The sequence below is a fragment of the Photorhabdus akhurstii genome, assembly GCF_018448925.1.
Classification (GTDB): Bacteria; Pseudomonadota; Gammaproteobacteria; order Enterobacterales; family Enterobacteriaceae; genus Photorhabdus; species Photorhabdus akhurstii.
In genome coordinates, this window is record NZ_RCWE01000005.1 from 1 (window position 1) to 17,068 (window position 17,068).

Below are 17,068 nucleotides of genomic sequence, written 5' to 3' on the forward strand. Positions count from 1 at the left end.
ATTTAAAGATGTGCAGATAGCCCCGGGCCTTGCTGCCGCGAGCGGTAAGCGGGTCTTCTTCCTTAATGTATATCCAGCCGGGACGCAGAAGGCGGGCGGCATAGCCTTTGGTTTGTTGGAGTGATGAGGAGAACATCAGGGTGTGGATGTCCGGGGGCGCTTCTGGTTTTTCCAATTCTTTGCCGAAAAAGTTCACATAAGCATAGCGAACCGGGTAGATCGGTTTAATGTCGCAGTCACAGGGCTGAATATAGCTGTCTACCTCAAGATTTTGCGGGAACAGTTCGTAAGCTTTTTCTATTAATTTGTCAAATTGTTCCTGAAAGTCAGTGGTCATAACATTTCCTTGGTTGTCAGTTTGTTGCATTGTGCAAGAAGTGAATTTGCCCGTATTGCCTGTGTTTCTGTTTGTGAGCAGGCTGATTCCCAAAGCTGTTGCCAGTGAATTTCATCGTTTGGCATTAAACATTTGGCGGCAACGTAATAGAGTATGGCTCGCTGTTGCGTCAGCCCTTGTAAATAGGCCAGATTAGTCTGCTGCAAAACAAAAGCAGGCAGGGTGTTTTTATTCACCTGACAGCGTTCAGCTAGGTTTTCCTGAATAAAATCAATTGTCTTAAGTACGTAGCGTTGTTGCGCTTGTTGATCAAACAGTTCGCACAAGCGGCGATTGAGTGTGACAGGCGTGGGTTTTGCCTGCCGGACGTTTTCGGTGATGGTGATAATGTGGCGGGTATCGGGTTTATCACCATAGAACCACATTGCGTTGATCCCTTGCATAAAATGGGCTAATGGCCCGTCGGACAGGGTATTAAGCAGTGTTGTCAGTGTGTTGGGATGATAGAAACGGAAAAATGCCCACGTCTGAGTCAGCTCATTTTTTAAATAGGTGAACTTACGCAGATGATTCAGCAGCGTTTCAAAAGGTTGTTCGCTGTGGATAAACAAGCTCAACTCTGCCCGGTTATCGGCATTCATAATGTATCGCTGTAGCTCTGGCTGATTGCTACTGTCTTTATGCAGTTCAACCAGATAAGGGGCGCTATCTTCCAGTGAAACTTGAGTTTCTCCCTGAAATAATCCTTGCCAGCGTAAGGAGGAAGCGAGCAGATCAGGAATGATAAATCGTCCTGCCTGTTGGTATATTGCCGCATCAATGACCGCGTAGAGATGTTCATTATCTCCATAAACAGGTATATCAGTGGCTTGTGTCAAGATTAGATCACCACGAGCGGCAGGCAGTGGAGAGTCAACATTTTCCTGTTCTACCAATATTACGGGGTGTTGATCGCTTATCTGTTGGATATGGCGTATTAACCGTAATTCGGGCAGCGTGCTTTCCATCAAATAGGTTTGTAAGGCAATAATGTCTTGGTATTGACCGTTTGCTATTCCGAAACCGATAACGTAATTGCACAGCTTTGTTAGTGCCTCGTATTCAGTCGGCGCATAGATTAATGCTTTGGCTGAATATTGTCCGGCAGGATGTTTTTCATTACCTATCGCTTGGTAGGTGCAATTGGCAACCCAGTAATAGGCTGAATCAAACAAAGATGGCGTTTTCACTCTGATGTTTCCTTCTGTGCATCGGCTTTTCCTTTGCAATCCTGAGCGATGGGCTGTCCTTCATTGGCTGCACCGGTCAATGTTGGCACGGTGCCTGCGCTTCCTCCTTGCACTACCACCGGGCCTTTCAGAAAGATGTTGCCGTTTAGTGTGATGCCTTGAGCATCCAGAGTGATGCTTCCTGCCTTACCTCTGAGGATCAATGTATCGCTGGCTTGCAGGGTATGTATTTTGGTGTGTGAGTGAATGCCTTTAATGACATTTAATTGGTAATTGCCTTTGATATCACTCTGTTTGTTTTCACCAATTTGTTGGAAATGGGAGGCGTAGATCTCTTCCTTCCAGCTATTGTTGATCCGGGTAATTTTGTCTTTCTCAATGGTTTCGAACTGATTTTTATCCACCTGAATATGTTGTTCATTCATGACACGGATAAATTCATCATGGCCGATTTTATGCCGACGATCATTCATGACCGTGTGGCTTTCGTCGTGCTCTATTTTTTGTGTCTTATCGTGGTTAATTTGGATCAGTTGGTCACGTTGAGCGTGGATATAAATCTCTTCCCGTCCTTTTTCATCCTCAAAACGTAATTCGTTAAAGCCGTTACCTTTATGTGTTTTGGTTCTGAACGTGGTGCGCGTCTTTTCCGCGGGTAAATTCAGCGGCGGGCGGTTAAGGCCGTTGTAAGTGCATCCGGTAATAATAGGCCGGTCAATATCGCCGTTGAGATAGGAGATAATCACTTCCTGACCGACTCGCGGTGTTGCCAGAAAACCAAATCCGTTGCCATTCCAGCCTTGTGCAACCCGCACCCAGCAAGAAGCCTGGTCGTCAGGCGCATCATAACGGTTCCAGTGAAAGTGAACGCGGACCGCGCCATCTTTATTGACGTAAATTTCTTCAGTCCCAGGCCCGACAACGGTTGCAACTTCGTCGCCATCGGCCAATGGCTTATAGCGGTATGGCGGACGCCAATCGTTGCGGCCTGGAATGAACCGGGTGTGTGAATTCAGGGTAGTGCCGGTTCCGTTATCGCCTAAAACGGCGGGGACATGCCCGGTATGTTGGGAAGAGACGACTTGCCAGCGATCATTCATGGCGTCAATCGGGTGGTTGGTTAGTGTAAAAATTCTGCCCGGCATTAATCGAATACAATTACTGTCCGCTTGCCCTGATTTGCTGTCAACCCGTAAAGCTTCCAGCCGGTATTGGGTAAACGGCATGCCCTCTTTGTCTTTCTGAAAACGGCCGTAGCTTTCAAAAATATGAAATGGCGTGCCGTTCTCCGCTTCAAAATCCGTGGCGTTATGCTGTAAAGCGTAATTGGGGTTGTGATAATTTCTGTCTTTTTGGTCGGTAGATTCCGGGCGCATGTAGGAGCCAAGAGACCATTTGTAGATAACATTTTCTTCTACTGCGTTGGCAATGTCCGGGTTGTAAATCAGCGTATCCGGCGCTCTCATGTTCAGGTAGCTATCACTCAGATAGAGCCCGTCATCGGCGAACCAGAAGAAAATTCCCTCCTCAGCCGCCAGGCGGGTAAAGAAATCATAGGATGATTCCCTTTTCATGGTGACGTATTCCCGTATTGAATGCGGGTTATTCAAATGGATATTGGCCCGGAGTTTCTTCTGTTTCAGTATGCTTTGTAAAATATCGGGGACACTGAGCTGGTGATAGATACGGCTGTCCTGATCGAGTGTCAGCAGCCACATTTCTGGTCTGACTGTCAGGTGATACTGAGTTTGATGTCGGTTTGTGGCGCCAACAACCGCGCTTGCAACCAATCCTTTCACTTCACGTTGCAGAATATCGTCACGGGTGACAGTGAACCGCACGGTTTGGAGCAGGAGGGTGTCCGTGTCTATATTTGAACGGCTTGCCGCTAATGTGAGAGACAGGGTAAATAACGATGAAAGCGCTTCATCTAATGTAAAATTCACTACCGCAAAAGTCATGGGCGGCAGATTGCCGATGGTGCAGGAAAAGCGGAGTCCGGTTTTCATAATGTTTCCTTCAATTACATGATCTTCTGATGCCCAGGTATATTGTAAAATTCCCAGTATTCATTGGTGTCGTTATTGATAACGGTTAATCTGTGAAAGCTGGTTTCAACAAAACAGAGGGAGAAAGCGGTGTGTAGTGTTTTGGCAAAAGCATACATTTCTCCTTCATGCTCATAATTTTCTGGTGTCATGCGCAGTGTGATGGCTTGGCCTCTCACAGGAATGCCCTTGTCAAAATGGTAGTATGGCTCAAGGTAGATAGCGCTGAGACCATCGGCCATGCGCTGAATATGCCGGCTACGCGGGGCGTCCAGATGCGCGAAGGTATCAAGTTGTTTGACCAGAGATCTGACTGATTCAATGTGACTGAGAAAAAATGGCCCAATCGACAACAAAGATAGTATCGGCCAGTGCTGATGACTGTTTACGACGGCAGGAAGATCTTTTGACGCCGACACGATATTCCTGGCCTGAATATGGCTGGGTATCTGCTCGCTGGGTATACAGATTTGCCCGATATTCAATGTTCGTGCTTGCGTATGATATCTGTGATATTGGCAGTAAAATTCGCGATAGTGGTGTTTTGTTACGGGTTTTGCCTGATGATCATAAAACGTGAGGTTAATTTGATTGCCGCCAAATGGCGATTCTTCCCGTATATGGTTAAAAAGTAATATGTTGTCACCGGGTTCGGCAAAATGGCAGGCGGCCAGTTGCTCGCTATTGATAAGAGGAACGCTGTGAGCAGATCCTTCAGATGTTCCATCAGGATCGGATTGGAGTTTAATGTTATCAATACTAAAGATTTCATTCGCTGCTAATACATAACGCGATTTGCCCTTTTCAAATGTTATCGGTTTTGTTCTTGCCGGAGCCAGGTTAATAACGGGTACGCAATGGGGAATAAATGCGGGTGTAATGTCCTCGATGGGAATGTTACAGTCAAATTCTAGAATAATGGTAAATTGCTTATCTTCTCCCAAAGGGAGCTCAGCGATTTCTTCCGATAAATCAAATGACATAAAGTCATTAACATGTGGCAGATAGAGGTATTCGTATAACACCTGCAACGGCCAGAAATAGTCATGTGGTCTCGGCAGGACCAAATTTTCTTTCAGGCGTGGAGCGATCTCAATAGCCAGCCACATCTCCGTCTCTTTTAGGGATGTTTTCAGATAAGTGTTGTTCAGCGATTGATCTACGTATTTGGTCAGTAAAGACGCCAGTTTTTGATCTTCTCCGAGAAAAAGCGTGACTTGCCCTGTCTTCCAGTGGGTAGTTGGGCCATGATATTGAAAGGTCAGTGATATCAGGCTCTTGTCTCCTCTGTGTGTCAGCGTTTTATGGACCAAAGTGATGGGCTCAATATTGATATCTTGAGTGGTTCTGAATGTAATGGATTGATTCTGCTGTATGGCGGAAATTTCACTGCCTTTGGCAATGCTTGTGGTTTCAGTCATGCTGCCCGGTTGAATATCTAGCTGGACAATGCTGGTTGAAGGGATCGGATGTAAAGGTATCGGCCATACTTTTCGTAGAAGCGGGTTGACGACTTCCGGGAAACCATCATCAATTTTTTGTTGAAGACCGGCAGTGATAAGCGCAAAACCTTCCAGTACGCGGAGAATATCTGGGTCGCCGGATTCGGAGGTAAATGGATCAAGGTGTGGATGCTCTTGCGCTGCGTTACTCAGATCATGCTTTATTTGTGAAAGTGCTTCCCTATAGAAATCTTCAAAATTTTTCATATCTACCTTTGTGTTCTTTGTAATCAAATATTAATGTAAATTTATATTTTGATCTTATGGATATCAAGGTTGATAATTTAATTATGTGTAATTTTTTGTTTAAAACAGTTAATAACGTAAATTTTATAGGTGTTCAACTAACATGATCATGTAATTTATTTCAATGATTTTTGTTTATATAAATTTTTCTTAATCACGTTGTGGCGCCATGATAGCCAGATGTTGGAATTTGAAATTAATATTTAATCATTAGTTAATGGAGGGAAAGATGTCACGTTCTATTATTTTGGTCGGTGATTCGACTTCGCATGGCGGCAAGGTGTTAGCCGGTGATGGAAGCTTTGGTGTGTTAGGGAAGAAAGCGGCTCGGGTCGGGGATGCGGTATCCTGTCCAAAATGTGGCGGCAATCAAACCATTGTGGAAGGGACGCCTAAAATAGTCAGCTCTAATGGGCAAATGTACGCACTGGAGGGAATGAAAACCTCTTGTGGCGCGACATTAATAGCTTCGCAAAGCCTGTTTCAAGCATAGGATGGCGGTGAGTTGATTCATAAAGGCATTCATTTTATTTTTGCCACTGATCGTCATCATGTAGACGTTGTGCAAATCCGAGGTGTTCTTGGTATTGATGCCTATATGATCACTTCCAATGGCGCACGGGTACGCAATGCTGTGGGTGAACTGGTTTTCAGTCACAATGTTGATCCTGAAATTGTGCATGATTTGTGCCTGATGGAGTTTGATAACGCTGATATTCTGACGAATTATTATTGCCATGATCACTGGTATATGAATCGTGAAAGAATAACTGCTGACGTTAGGAATAAAACCACGCCCGATAAGCTGATTGTTCTCGTCCAGGCCGTAGACTTTGAGACACAGAATATTGGTTTTTTCCATCCACAATAGGAAACCCGCCTTTGCACTTAGGGCGGTTTATTTAATCACCTTTAGCAGCGATAGACACGTCTTGATAAACCCAATCATCAATGGCGGTAGTAACTTTACCACCATGATCGGTTAGGTCGTTTTAATCGGATGACTGCTTTGCTTGCTATATTTATATCTCTGTTATCGGAGGTAATATTTGTAGATCTCGCAAGCAGATTTCAATATCATTGGCTTTATTAATATGCTTCTGGTTGTCTATGTCAAAGATATCTTTTGTAGTGATAATCAATGAGCCTTTTTTGTCATTTTTATCAGAAACAGGCATTATCTCTTCTGCCATTGGAGCTAAAGTTGGGTCTATTTCTATTGGCAAATAGAGCATCCAACCAGCACTTAAACGATCTGGGAAAACGTGTTTTCTTTTTATTCTATATGTATTGTTTTCTATCATAATATAAGGTGCACTATGAGTAGAAATCAAAAAATTAATAAAGCTGATTAATCGTGATAGCCGAAATTCATTTTCTTCAATAGATATATGAAAATCTATCTGGGTTTGCCCTAACCGATCTCGACGATAATTCATATAACAAATTGAACATGAATGGTCATCATCTTCGCCATCCCAAATCCCTTTAATAATTATAGGATTTTCTTCTGTATAATCTTCTTCAAACTCTTTTATTGCTTCTTTTGTTGCTCCTTGCTGATCAAAAGCAATATGTTGTAAAGATTCTTGACGAGTATCTCCTGGTAAATACCAAGTTTTATGGCGTCCAAAAAATATATCTATTTGTTGTGTAATTTTATATAAATCGGTAAGAACTATTGTTGGAGTTAATGGTTCTTTCCAGTCTGTATATAATTTCATATTTAATGATAACGTAGACATTTATTTTTACCCTTGCTTAAATGTTAGTTAGGTCGTTTAATCGGATCACAGCTCTGTCTGTCATACTTATATCTCTGATATTAATGGTAGTATTTGTAAATCCCGCAAGCAGATTTCAATATCATTGGCTTTATTAATATGCTCCTGGTTTTCAATATCAAAGATATCTTTTGTAGTGATAATTAATGAGCCTTTTTTGTCATTTTTATCAGAAATAGATATTATTTCTTCTGCCATTGGGACTAAAGTCGGATCTATTTCAATTGGTAAGTAGAGCATCCAACCGGCATAAACCCTATCTGGAAAAACTTGTTTTTGTTTTAGAGAATATCCTCTGGAATCCATCATGATTATTGGAGAGTAATGGTTGCTAACTAAAGAAGCTACGAAATCAATCCACTTAGAATGATTAAATTTTTCTTTTTCAAAAATAAGATCAATGCTTACATCAGTTTTTCCTAGCCTATTACTATAGTCACGGCTTGAATACATGATTCTATTTTTTAACTTTATATCACCTGGAACATCAAATAATGTTTTTATGATAGATTTAAAACTCTCATCATAACTTTCTTTGAATTGATTTTTGGCATATTCAGTAATGCCACTTTCATTAAAAACATTATTTTCTTTTATTTCGTTTAGATCATATCCAGGTAGATGCCATCTACTTGAACTATTAGATACCTTATTTATTTGTTGTATGATGCAGTATGTGTCATCCAATGCTAATTCCGGTGTTATCTTTTCTTTTAAATCATAAAACATTTCTATTCTAGCGTGTATTATGTTCATCTTTTTAATCCTAATTTTAAAATAAATATCTACATTTAGGGTGTATTAAATGTTTTAATGTTAATAAATTTAGCAAAAGCCTTGGCTAAATATCCGTTAGCAGCAATAGGCACGCCTTGATACACGTAATTATCAATGGCGGTAATGACTTGACCACCATGATCGGTTATGTCGTTTAATCGGATAACAGCTCTGTCTGTCATACTTATATCTATGATATTAATGGTAATATTTGTAAATCCCGCAAGCAGATTTCAATATCATTGGCTTTATTAATATGCTTCTGGTTTTCTATGTCAAAGATATCTTTTGTTGTGATAATCAATGAGCTTTTTTGTCATTTTTATCAGAAATAGATATTATTTCTTCCGCCATTGGTACTAAAGTCGGATCTATTTCAATTGGTAAATAGAGCATCCAACCGGCATAAACCCTATCTGGAAAAACTTGTTTTTGTTTTAACGAGTAACCTCTTATATCTACTAAAACAAATGGAGATTTACAATTAGATATTAAATTTTTAATGAATACTATGAATTTCTCAAAACTAACATCTTCTTTCTTAAGACTAATGTTAATTGATATATTGGTTTTCCCGAACCGGATAGGATTATTATAAATTTCATCTTCGCTTGTATATAAAATACTATTATTGTCTTCATCATTTCCATCTGATAAAGATTTAACAATAAGTTTATACTTTTCATCAAAAGTTGCTTCAAAATGTTTTAATGCGTACTCAGTAGGTCCATTTTCATCAAATGCTCGGTACAACAATCTCTCTTCTAAAGAATTCTCAGGTAAATGCCAACCACTTTGCTTATTTGATAATTTATTTACTTGTTGCACCACCGGATATAAATCATTCAATGCCACTTTAGGTGTTATGCTCTCGTTTAGATCGTGAAATAGTTCTATTCTTGGGTATATTGTTGTCATATTTTTACCTTTTTACGCAAAATTAATATAATTAAACAACTATCAAATCACAGTGTTAAATACTTTAATGTTATTAAATTTAGTAAATGCTCTAAAGAAATACGCATAAATTAGGTCGTTTAATCGGATTACGGCTCTGTTTGTCATATTTATAACTCTGTCATCAATGGTAGTATTTGTAAATCCCGTAAACATATTTCAATATCATTGGCTTTATTGATATGCTCCTGGTTTTCAATATCAAAGATATTTTTTGTCGTAATAATCAATGAGCCTTTTTTGTTATTTTTATCAGAAATAGATATTATTTCTTCTGCCATTGGAATTAAAATCGGGTCTATTTCTATTGGTAAGTAGAGCATCCAACCTGCACTTATTCGGTCTGGGAATACTTGCTTTTTTTTCAATCTATATCCTCGTGTTTCAGTCATAACGATTGGAGAATTACGAGTAGATGCTAAAGCTTTAACAAACTCTATAATAGTTTGAATATTTAATTTTTCTTTCACTAAGTTAAGTTCAATAGATATATTGGTTTTTCCTAGTCTATTATTGTAAATTACATCACTGCTTTGATAAAAAATTCTATTTTCACTTTCAATGTCACCAGGGATATCAAATAAAGTAGCTATAAGATATTTTGCATCTTTATCATAATTTTCTGTAAGCTGGCTTATAGCATATTCAGTAAAACCAGTATCAGTAAATACATTATTCTCCTCTATTTCCTCTAAACTATATCCTGGTAAATGCCAATAACTTGGGTTACTACTAATATTATTTATTTTCTGCATTATCTGATATACATCCCTTAACGCTAATTCAGGTGTTATTGGTTCATTAAGGTCATGAAACAATTTTATTCTTGGATGTATTAAACTCATAATCATTAATCCTGTTTGAAATTTTCAACAATAGTTATAGGCTTTTGCTCAACTTATTGGCATATGAAATGTTTTAATGTTAGTAAAAGAAACAAACATTTCAGAAAAATATTCATAAGATATAGGCTGCAAAAAATGCCAATGAGACTTTGGAATATTATTCAATCCTATGCATACCCTATTTTGTCTTTCTGCTTGCCAAATCATTGTAACGTTGCCAATTGCCGGACATTTCTCACATTCGGTACGGGACGAAGTAATTGTTTGTGTATCCGCTTTTACCTTGTCTTGTTCACCTTCTTTATCTTTGGTGCTTTCCATCACACCAACGGTGGTTAATCCTGTTGCACAAGCAGCCAGTGTCCATTCCGCAGCAGCTAAAAGAGCAGGAGCCGCTGGCGCAAGAAGTGGTAATGGCATATTAATTTCTCCTTTTCAATAAATTATCCATGACACGTAAATAATCACGGTATTTTTCTCGGCTCTCTGTTTTACCGGATTAATGTATTAGCCCGGTAAAACGGAGAAGACAAGCGTAGCGCGTCAGTGTTGCCTTAAATAGGCCAAAATGATTGTCGTCTCATTAAGCGAGAAAATCTTTCTGACTGGCAATCAGTTTTGCGCCACAGGCTGTTTGCATACCTTCCAATGCAATAGGTTTTCCCTGATGCTTTAAGTCATTGCTACCTTCTACAATAGGGAAAACCCCTTTGCACTTAGGGCAGTTTACTAAATCACCTTTAGCAGCAACAGGCACGCCTTGATACACGTAATTATCAATGGCGGTAATGACTTTACCACCATGATCGGTTATGTCGTTTAAACGGATCACAGCTTTGTCTGTCATACTTATATCTCTGATATTAATGGTAGTATTTGTAAATCCCGTAAACATATTTCAATATCATTGGCTTTATTGATATGTTCTTGGTTTTCGATGTCAAAAATATCTTTTGTCGTAATAATCAATGAGCCTTTTTTGTGATTTTTATCAGAAATAGATATTATTTCTTCTGCCATTGGAACTAAAGTCGGATCTATTTCAATTGGTAAGTAGAGCATCCAACCGGCATAAACCCTATCTGGAAAAACTTGTTTTTGTTTTAACGAGTAACCTCTTGTATCGACTAAAATAAATGGAGAGTTTCGAATCGATATTGAATTTTTTAAAAGCTCAATAATATCTTGAAAATTAAATTTATCTTTATCTAAATTGATGCTTATAGATATATTAGTTTTACCTAATCTAACAGGATTAACATGGATTTTATCTTCACCCATATATAGAATACTGTTGTTGTTCTCATCTACTCCATCAGATAATGATTTCACAATAAATCCAGAGTTTTCATCATAAGTTTCTTTAAAATCTTCTATAGCATATTTAGTAGGTCCATTTTCATCAAATGCATTATTTTTTAATCTCTCTTCTTGAGTATAACCAGGCAAATACCAACCACTTTTTCTAGTTGTTAACTTATTTATCTTGCATGTAATTTGATATAAATCAAGTAATGCATTTTCAGGAGTTAAAGCCTCATTTGAGTCATGAAATAATTTTATTCTTGAAAAAATCATTGACATTTTTAATTCTCCTTTTGTGAGAATGATTAAAGTTTAGTGTTAAATACCGTAATGTTAGGAAACATAGAAAATGCCGTAAGAAAGTATTCATAAGATATTGGCTCTAGAAAGTGCCAATGGGATTTTGGAATATTATCTAATGTCTCGCACACTAAATTCTGCCTCCTAGCCTGATTAATCATACTGTCATATCCAGACATTTTTCCCTTTAACTTTATATTCTTATAAAAGTCATTAGGTTCTCCGTCTTTGAAAAATTGATCATATTTAGCTTTAGCTTCAAGAAATAAGCATTGTGCAGGTTTCCAGCCATCAAAATTTGTATCCATGCATAACCAAGTTTCAATTAGGTTTAATTCAGGGTTGTATATCGTCCCGGCAATTTTTGTTTGGTAGGCAATGGTTATTTCTGAATACGATGTGGTTTTTTCCCAAACCATTGTAACGTTGCCAATTGCCGGACATTTCTCACATTCGGTACGGGACGAAGCAATTGTTTGTGTATCCGCTTTTGCTTTGTCTTGTTTACCTTCTTTATCTTTGGTGCTTTCCATCACACCAACGGCGGCTAATCCCGCTGCACAAGCAGCCAATGTCCATTCAGCCGCAGCTAAAAGAGCGGGAGCCGCTGGCGCAAGAAGTGGTAATGGCATATCAATTTCTCCTTTTTAATAAATTATCCATAACCCGTAAATAATCACGGTATTGTTGTTCCGGGCTATCTCCGGCGTTCAACATATTTTGGATTGTTGGCGAGCCGTGAAAATCACGGTTAAACGCAACGAAATATAAGTAAGAGCGGATCAATGCTTCATCCTTGAACCTCATCTCAACTAAATCCAGATAAGCTTTCTTTAATCGTTCGTGTAGGCTGTGTTCGCTTTCATTTTCGACTAATCCACTGTGCTCAGCCAGAATACGTTGTCGGATCTGGGTCACATAAGCCTCATCTTCCGCATCAATAAATTTAGCGACCTGTTCCTTGCTGAGTTTTATCATCGTTAGGCCCCTTTTACGAAATGATCATTATTATCAAAAGAATACACCCACTCATGAATACCGTCAGTGAATGCTGACAATTGCTCTGGGCTGAAAATATCCCGGATTTGATGCAAAATGCGGGGATCGTAAAAACGCAACAATGCCGTTTCCCCCGTTTCCAGCTCAACATTCAGGTAGTTTTCAAGGTGACGGGTTAGTTTGTCCAAAGATAGCGTGGTGTGTAGCCAGGACACCGAAGGTGCAACCTTTTCCAGCGCAGATAACTTTTCTTCCCATGATTTCGCATAAGCCATATCAAACAACCACGGCCCCGCGAATGCAATTTTGGCATCCGGGTATTGCCGGAACAGGGGATTATTCATGCCGGCGATATACTTAATCTCTTCAGCAAAATGACGTTCATACTGTAGGCCGCTGACTAAGGCATACCATTTCATTTCGGGATGTCTTTCTCTGTATTCACTCCATTTTTTCTGTAATTCTGGTGTCATGACTGCCCCCTGATAACCATTGCCGTGCCATTCAATTCTGCTTTCATCAGACAGGTCAGACAGATTTCTTTCAATGGTGTCGTCAGGGCTTTTTCTGCCTGCACGACACTGGTTTGTTTCAGTTTATCCAGCATATCCGGTAGCTTGCCACCCCAGCCTGAGCCGCTGCCGGGTGATCCACTGCCGAAGTTAATGCCCGCACTGCTGGTAATACCGCCTGCATCGATTTTAAGGAAGTGCCCGGCGGCCTGTAGGGTCAGTTCACTACCGGCATCAATCACGACTTTAGCGCCGGAATTTAGGTGAATTTCATTGCCGCTTTGAGTTAACAGGGCATCATCTGCCTTGATATGGAGTTTTTGCCCCGTAGATAGGGAAATGTCATTTCCCGTCTGTACGCGGTACTCATTATCAATGCGTAAATGGGCATCATGTTTAATATGATGTGTCCGGTTATGCCCAATATTGTGGGTTTCATCATTCAGAATCAGCGTATTCATATCCCGTTGAGCATGAATAAATACTTCTTCACTGCCGTTTTCATCCTCAAAACGTAATTCGTTAAAGCCATTACCTTTATGTGTTTTGGTTCTGAACGTGGTGCGCGTCTTTTCCGCGGGTAAATTCAGCGGCGGGCGGTTAAGACCGTTGTAAGTGCATCCGGTAATAATAGGCCGGTCAATATCGCCGTTGAGATAGGAGATAATCACTTCCTGACCGACTCGCGGTGTTGCCAGAAAACCAAATCCGTTGCCATTCCAGCCTTGTGCAACCCGTACCCAGCAAGAAGCCTGATCATCAGGCGCGTCATAACGGTTCCAGTGAAAGTGAACGCGAACCGCGCCATCTTTGTTGACGTAAATTTCTTCAGTGCCTGGCCCGACAACCGTTGCAACTTCGTCGCCGTCGGCCAATGGTTTATAGCGGTATGGCGGACGCCAATCGTTGCGGCCTGGAATGAACCGGGTGTGTGAATTCAGGGTAGTGCCGGTTCCGTTATCGCCTAAAACGGCGGGGACATGCCCGGTATGTTGGGAAGAGGTGACTTGCCAGCGATCATTCATGGCGTCAATCGGGTGGTTGGTTAGTGTAAAAATTCTGCCCGGCATTAATCGAATACAATTACTGTCCGCTTGCCCTGATTTGCTGTCAACCCGCAAAGCTTCCAGCCGGTATTGGGTAAACGGCATGCCCTCTTTATCTTTCTGAAAACGGCCGTAACTTTCAAAAATATGAAATGGCGTGCCGTTCTCCGCTTCAAAATCCGTGGCGTTATGCTGTAAAGCGTAATTGGGGTTGTGATAATTTCTGTCTTTTTGGTCGGTAGATTCCGGGCGCATGTAGGAGCCAAGAGACCATTTGTAGATAACATTTTCTTCTACTGCGCTGGTGACGTCCGGGTTATAAATCAATGTATCCGGCGCTCTCATGTTCAGGTAGCTATCACTCAGATAGAGCCCGTCATCGGCGAACCAGAAGAAAATTCCCTCCTCAGCCGCCAGGCGGGTAAAGAAATCATAGGATGATTCCCTTTTCATGGTGACGTATTCCCGTGTTGAGTGTGGGTTATTCAAATGCATATTGGCCCGGAGTTTCTTCTGTTTCAGTATGCTTTGTAAAATATCGGGGACACTGAGCTGGTGATAGATACGGCTGTCCTGATCGAGTGTCAGCAGCCACATTTCTGGCCTGACTGTCAGATGATACTGAGTTTGATGTCGGTTTGTGGCGCCAACAACCGCACTTGCAACCAATCCTTTCACTTCACGTTGCAGAATATCGTCACGGGTGACAGTGAACCGCACGGTTTGGAGCAGGAGGGTGTCCGTGTCTATATTTGAACGGCTTGCCGCTAATGTGAGAGACAGGGTAAATAACGATGAAAGCGCTTCATCTAATGTAAAATTCACTACCGCAAAAGTCATGGGCGGCAGATTGCCGATGGTGCAGGAAAAGCGGAGTCCGGTTTTCATAATGTTTCCTTCAATTACATGATCTTCTGATGCCCAGGCATATTGTAAAATTCCCAGTATTCATTGGTGTCGTTATTGATAACGGTTAATCTGTGAAAGCTGGTTTCAACAAAACAGAGGGAGAAAGCGGTGTGTAGTGTTTTGGCAAAAGCATACATTTCTCCTTCATGCTCATAATTTTCTGGTGTCATGCGCAGTGTGATGGCTTGGCCTCTCACAGGAATGCCCTTGTCAAAATGGTAGTATGGCTCAAGGTAGATAGCGCTGAGACCATCGGCCATGCGCTGAATATGCCGGCTACGCGGGGCGTCCAGATGCGCGAAGGTATCAAGTTGTTTGACCAGAGATCTGACTGATTCAATGTGACTGAGAAAAAATGGCCCAATCGACAACAAAGATAGTATCGGCCAGTGCTGATGACTGTTTACGACGGCAGGAAGATCTTTTGACGCCGACACGATATTCCTGGCCTGAATATGGCTGGGTATCTGCTCGCTGGGTATACAGATTTGCCCGATGCCCAATGTCCGTGCTTGCGTATGATATCTGTGATATTGGCAGTAAAATTCGCGATAGTGGTGTTTTGTTACGGGTTTTGCCTGATGATCATAAAACGTGAGATTAATTTGATTGCCGCCAAATGGAGATTCTTCCCGTATATGGTTAAAAAGTAATATGTTGTCACCGGGTTCGGCAAAATGGCAGGCGGCCAGTTGCTCGCTATTGATAAGAGGAACGCTGTGAGCAGATCCTTCAGATGTTCCATCAGGATCGGATTGGAGTTTAATGTTATCAATACTAAAGATTTCATTCGCTGCTAATACATAACGCGATTTGCCCTTTTCAAATGTTATCGGTTTTGTTCTTGCCGGAGCCAGGTTAATAACGGGTACGCAATGGGGAATAAATGCGGGTGTAATGTCCTCGATGGGAATGTTACAGTCAAATTCTAGAATAATGGTAAATTGCTTATCTTCTCCCAAAGGGAGCTCAGCGATTTCTTCCGATAAATCAAATGACATAAAGTCATTAACATGTGGCAGATAGAGGTATTCGTATAACACCTGCAACGGCCAGAAATAGTCATGTGGTCTCGGCAGGACCAAATTTTCTTTCAGGCGTGGAGCGATCTCAATAGCCAGCCACATCTCCGTCTCTTTTAGGGATGTTTTCAGATAAGTGTTGTTCAGCGATTGATCCACGTATTTGGTCAGTAAAGACGCCAGTTTTTGATCTTCTCCGAGAAAAAGCGTGACTTGCCCTGTCTTCCAGCGGGTAGTTGGGCCATGATATTGAAAGGTCAGCGATATCAGGCTCTTGTCTCCGCTGTGTGTCAGCGTTTTATGGACCAAAGTGATGGGCTCAATATTGATATCTTGAGTGGTTCTGAATGTAATGGATTGATTCTGCTGTATGGCGGAAATTTCACTGCCTTTGGCAATGCTTGTGGTTTCAGTCATGCTGCCCGGTTGAATATCTAGCTGGACAATGCTGGTTGAAGGGATCGGATGTAAAGGTATCGGCCATACTTTTCGTAGAAGCGGGTTAATGACTTCCGGGAAACCGTCATCAATTTTCTGCTTAATACCGGCAGTAATAAGCGCAAAACCTTCCAGTAATCGGAGAACATCCGGGTCGCCAGATTCGGAGGTAAATGGAGCAAGGTGTGGATGCTCTTGCGCTGCGTTGCTCAGATCATGCTTTATTTGTGAAAGTGCTTCCCGATAGAAATCTTCAAAATTTTTCATATCTACCTTTGTCTTTTTTCCGATCAAATATTAATGTAAATTTATATTTTGAGCTGATGGATATCAAGGTTGATAATTTAATTATGTGTAATTTTTTGTTTCAAACAGTTAATGATGTAAATTTTTTAGGTGTTCAACTAACATAATTATGTAATTTATTTCAATGAGTTTTATTTAGATAAGTTTTTTTTAATCAAGTGATGGCGTCATGATAGCCAGATGTTGGAAGCTGAAATTAATATTTAATCATTAGTTAATGGAGGGAAATATGTCACGTCCTATTATTTTGGTCGGTGATTCGACTTCGCATGGCGGCAAGGTGTTAGCCGGTGATGAAGGCTTTGGTGTGTTAGGGAAGAAAGCGGCTCGGGTTGGGGATGCGGTATCCTGTCCAAAATGTGGCGGCAATCAAACCATTGTGGAAGGGACGCCGAAAATAATCAGCTCTAATGGGCAAATGTACGCACTGGAGGGAATGAAAACCTCTTGTGGCGCGACATTAATTGCCTCGCAAAGCCTGTTTCAAGCATAGGATGGCGATCTGC

At 40.9% G+C, this 17,068-nt stretch carries 19 protein-coding genes and 1 pseudogene; 3 read left to right on the top strand and 17 right to left on the bottom strand.

Translation table 11 applies throughout. From position 1 onward, the window contains the following. The 4 genes from EAE93_RS08295 to EAE93_RS08310 form a co-directional block, all read right to left on the bottom strand. On the bottom strand, positions 1 to 337 hold a 337-nt coding region (locus EAE93_RS08295), incomplete at its 3' end, for a toxin VasX (protein ID WP_332008593.1). Next, the gene (locus EAE93_RS08300; RefSeq protein WP_214039494.1) at positions 334 to 1,566 is read right to left on the bottom strand and encodes a DUF4123 domain-containing protein; all 1,233 of its coding nucleotides are present in this window, start codon (positions 1,564 to 1,566) and stop codon (positions 334 to 336) included. The genes EAE93_RS08300 and EAE93_RS08295, both read right to left, overlap by 4 nt. Then, positions 1,563 to 3,575 (bottom strand): type VI secretion system tip protein TssI/VgrG, encoded by a 2,013-nt coding sequence (gene tssI / locus EAE93_RS08305; protein WP_214039495.1) that lies wholly within the window; start codon positions 3,573 to 3,575, stop codon positions 1,563 to 1,565. Before tssI ends, EAE93_RS08300 begins: the two co-directional genes overlap by 4 nt. Before the next feature lie 14 nt (positions 3,576 to 3,589). Further along, entirely contained in the window at positions 3,590 to 5,323 is a 1,734-nt protein-coding gene (locus tag EAE93_RS08310) for a type VI secretion system baseplate subunit TssF (RefSeq protein ID WP_250150950.1), read from the bottom strand. A 268-nt stretch (positions 5,324 to 5,591) separates the two neighbouring features. Here EAE93_RS08310 and EAE93_RS08315 point away from each other — a divergent pair, with 268 nt between their 5' ends. Both EAE93_RS08315 and EAE93_RS08320 read left to right on the top strand, forming a co-directional pair. After that, positions 5,592 to 5,855: a PAAR domain-containing protein gene (locus tag EAE93_RS08315; RefSeq protein WP_214039497.1), complete on the top strand. Its 264-nt coding sequence runs from the start codon at positions 5,592 to 5,594 to the stop codon at positions 5,853 to 5,855. 12 nt (positions 5,856 to 5,867) lie between these two features. Continuing rightward, positions 5,868 to 6,233 (top strand): annotated as a pseudogene (locus EAE93_RS08320) (HAD hydrolase family protein); the annotation flags it as partial. 151 nt (positions 6,234 to 6,384) lie between these two features. On the opposite strand, the gene EAE93_RS08325 reads toward EAE93_RS08320, so the two are convergent. The 13 genes from EAE93_RS08325 to EAE93_RS08385 form a co-directional block, all read right to left on the bottom strand. Next, positions 6,385 to 7,107, bottom strand: coding sequence for an immunity 52 family protein (locus EAE93_RS08325; RefSeq protein ID WP_214039498.1), 723 nt, complete (start codon positions 7,105 to 7,107; stop codon positions 6,385 to 6,387). Between the two features lie 66 nt (positions 7,108 to 7,173). Then, positions 7,174 to 7,902, bottom strand: a complete 729-nt coding sequence (locus EAE93_RS08330) for an immunity 52 family protein (RefSeq protein ID WP_214039499.1) — start codon at positions 7,900 to 7,902, stop codon at positions 7,174 to 7,176. 35 nt (positions 7,903 to 7,937) lie between these two features. Next, positions 7,938 to 8,105, bottom strand: a complete 168-nt coding sequence (locus EAE93_RS08335) for a PAAR domain-containing protein (RefSeq protein WP_250150951.1) — start codon at positions 8,103 to 8,105, stop codon at positions 7,938 to 7,940. A gap of 118 nt (positions 8,106 to 8,223) precedes the next feature. Continuing rightward, positions 8,224 to 8,841: an Imm52 family immunity protein gene (locus EAE93_RS08340; protein ID WP_269468830.1), complete on the bottom strand. Its 618-nt coding sequence runs from the start codon at positions 8,839 to 8,841 to the stop codon at positions 8,224 to 8,226. A 149-nt stretch (positions 8,842 to 8,990) separates the two neighbouring features. Continuing rightward, the gene (locus EAE93_RS08345; protein ID WP_214039500.1) at positions 8,991 to 9,725 is read right to left on the bottom strand and encodes an immunity 52 family protein; all 735 of its coding nucleotides are present in this window, start codon (positions 9,723 to 9,725) and stop codon (positions 8,991 to 8,993) included. Positions 9,726 to 9,773: 48 nt separating this feature from the next. Then, entirely contained in the window at positions 9,774 to 10,145 is a 372-nt protein-coding gene (locus EAE93_RS08350) for a Tox-REase-5 domain-containing protein (RefSeq protein WP_214039501.1), read from the bottom strand. Positions 10,146 to 10,308: 163 nt separating this feature from the next. Next, positions 10,309 to 10,572 carry a PAAR domain-containing protein gene (locus EAE93_RS08355; protein ID WP_214039502.1) on the bottom strand — a complete coding sequence of 88 codons (264 nt, stop codon included), beginning with the start codon at positions 10,570 to 10,572 and terminating at the stop codon, positions 10,309 to 10,311. Positions 10,573 to 10,574: 2 nt separating this feature from the next. Next, positions 10,575 to 11,309: an immunity 52 family protein gene (locus EAE93_RS08360; RefSeq protein ID WP_214039503.1), complete on the bottom strand. Its 735-nt coding sequence runs from the start codon at positions 11,307 to 11,309 to the stop codon at positions 10,575 to 10,577. A gap of 26 nt (positions 11,310 to 11,335) precedes the next feature. After that, the gene (locus tag EAE93_RS08365) at positions 11,336 to 11,962 is read right to left on the bottom strand and encodes a restriction endonuclease fold toxin 5 domain-containing protein (protein ID WP_214039504.1); all 627 of its coding nucleotides are present in this window, start codon (positions 11,960 to 11,962) and stop codon (positions 11,336 to 11,338) included. 1 nt (position 11,963) lies between these two features. Beyond that, positions 11,964 to 12,308 (bottom strand): hypothetical protein, encoded by a 345-nt coding sequence (locus EAE93_RS08370; protein ID WP_214039505.1) that lies wholly within the window; start codon positions 12,306 to 12,308, stop codon positions 11,964 to 11,966. A 2-nt stretch (positions 12,309 to 12,310) separates the two neighbouring features. Beyond that, the gene (locus EAE93_RS08375) at positions 12,311 to 12,802 is read right to left on the bottom strand and encodes a DUF4123 domain-containing protein (RefSeq protein ID WP_040151723.1); all 492 of its coding nucleotides are present in this window, start codon (positions 12,800 to 12,802) and stop codon (positions 12,311 to 12,313) included. After that, entirely contained in the window at positions 12,799 to 14,775 is a 1,977-nt protein-coding gene (locus EAE93_RS08380; RefSeq protein ID WP_214039506.1) for a type VI secretion system Vgr family protein, read from the bottom strand. The genes EAE93_RS08375 and EAE93_RS08380 overlap by 4 nt, the downstream gene beginning before the upstream one ends. A 14-nt stretch (positions 14,776 to 14,789) precedes the next feature. Further along, positions 14,790 to 16,523, bottom strand: a complete 1,734-nt coding sequence (locus EAE93_RS08385; protein ID WP_235319414.1) for a type VI secretion system baseplate subunit TssF — start codon at positions 16,521 to 16,523, stop codon at positions 14,790 to 14,792. A gap of 268 nt (positions 16,524 to 16,791) precedes the next feature. On the opposite strand from EAE93_RS08385, the gene EAE93_RS08390 reads away from it, so the two are divergent. Beyond that, positions 16,792 to 17,055: a PAAR domain-containing protein gene (locus EAE93_RS08390; RefSeq protein ID WP_036810036.1), complete on the top strand. Its 264-nt coding sequence runs from the start codon at positions 16,792 to 16,794 to the stop codon at positions 17,053 to 17,055. The last annotated feature ends 13 nt before the right edge of the window (positions 17,056 to 17,068 follow it).

What these genes read in the sequence shown, in the direction of transcription:
- tssI (WP_214039495.1), bottom strand. Translation starts at nt 3,575, where the DNA reads ATGAAAACCGGACTCCGCTTTTCCTGCACCATCGGCAATCTGCCGCCC.
- EAE93_RS08310 (WP_250150950.1), bottom strand. Translation starts at nt 5,323, where the DNA reads ATGAAAAATTTTGAAGATTTCTATAGGGAAGCACTTTCACAAATAAAG.
- EAE93_RS08315 (WP_214039497.1), top strand. Translation starts at nt 5,592, where the DNA reads ATGTCACGTTCTATTATTTTGGTCGGTGATTCGACTTCGCATGGCGGC.
- EAE93_RS08325 (WP_214039498.1), bottom strand. Translation starts at nt 7,107, where the DNA reads ATGTCTACGTTATCATTAAATATGAAATTATATACAGACTGGAAAGAA.
- EAE93_RS08330 (WP_214039499.1), bottom strand. Translation starts at nt 7,902, where the DNA reads ATGAACATAATACACGCTAGAATAGAAATGTTTTATGATTTAAAAGAA.
- EAE93_RS08335 (WP_250150951.1), bottom strand. Translation starts at nt 8,105, where the DNA reads ATGACAGACAGAGCTGTTATCCGATTAAACGACATAACCGATCATGGT.
- EAE93_RS08340 (WP_269468830.1), bottom strand. Translation starts at nt 8,841, where the DNA reads ATGACAACAATATACCCAAGAATAGAACTATTTCACGATCTAAACGAG.
- EAE93_RS08345 (WP_214039500.1), bottom strand. Translation starts at nt 9,725, where the DNA reads ATGAGTTTAATACATCCAAGAATAAAATTGTTTCATGACCTTAATGAA.
- EAE93_RS08350 (WP_214039501.1), bottom strand. Translation starts at nt 10,145, where the DNA reads ATGCCATTACCACTTCTTGCGCCAGCGGCTCCTGCTCTTTTAGCTGCT.
- EAE93_RS08355 (WP_214039502.1), bottom strand. Translation starts at nt 10,572, where the DNA reads ATGACAGACAAAGCTGTGATCCGTTTAAACGACATAACCGATCATGGT.
- EAE93_RS08360 (WP_214039503.1), bottom strand. Translation starts at nt 11,309, where the DNA reads ATGTCAATGATTTTTTCAAGAATAAAATTATTTCATGACTCAAATGAG.
- EAE93_RS08365 (WP_214039504.1), bottom strand. Translation starts at nt 11,962, where the DNA reads ATGCCATTACCACTTCTTGCGCCAGCGGCTCCCGCTCTTTTAGCTGCG.
- EAE93_RS08370 (WP_214039505.1), bottom strand. Translation starts at nt 12,308, where the DNA reads ATGATAAAACTCAGCAAGGAACAGGTCGCTAAATTTATTGATGCGGAA.
- EAE93_RS08375 (WP_040151723.1), bottom strand. Translation starts at nt 12,802, where the DNA reads ATGACACCAGAATTACAGAAAAAATGGAGTGAATACAGAGAAAGACAT.
- EAE93_RS08380 (WP_214039506.1), bottom strand. Translation starts at nt 14,775, where the DNA reads ATGAAAACCGGACTCCGCTTTTCCTGCACCATCGGCAATCTGCCGCCC.
- EAE93_RS08385 (WP_235319414.1), bottom strand. Translation starts at nt 16,523, where the DNA reads ATGAAAAATTTTGAAGATTTCTATCGGGAAGCACTTTCACAAATAAAG.
- EAE93_RS08390 (WP_036810036.1), top strand. Translation starts at nt 16,792, where the DNA reads ATGTCACGTCCTATTATTTTGGTCGGTGATTCGACTTCGCATGGCGGC.